The sequence below is a fragment of the Candidatus Frankia alpina genome (genome assembly GCF_902806485.1).
Taxonomy (GTDB): domain Bacteria; phylum Actinomycetota; class Actinomycetes; order Frankiales; family Frankiaceae; genus Frankia; species Frankia alpina.
Window position 1 is genome coordinate 1 of the sequence record NZ_CADCWT010000638.1, and the last position, 277, is coordinate 277.

Genomic DNA, 277 nt, shown 5'->3' on the forward strand with positions numbered 1-277 from the left:
CCCTGTCCGACAGCCAGTCGTCGGCGACCTTCACCTGCCGCATCACCTCGTCGTAACCGTCCGAGGGGAACAACGCCAACGCGACCACGTACCGGACCATCAGCGCCGCGGGCAGGTCCCGCACCCGCTTCTCACGACGACCGGTCTCGGCGACCACCCGGTCGACCAACGCGCCCGGGAACTGCGCCGCCAACACCCCCAGCCCGACCCGGTCCACCAACCGCCCCCCGGGCTTCTCCTTCACCTGACCACGTCTCGGCACCCACCGAACCTACAC

Annotated in this window: 1 protein-coding gene; it reads right to left on the reverse strand. The window is 70.0% G+C overall.

Translation table 11 applies throughout. The features are described from left to right. Nucleotides 1–262, reverse strand: a 262-nt coding sequence (locus G6R25_RS24785) for a transposase domain-containing protein (RefSeq protein ID WP_205447486.1), incomplete at its 3' end; no start/stop codon positions are given. Nucleotides 263–277 lie beyond the last annotated feature (15 nt).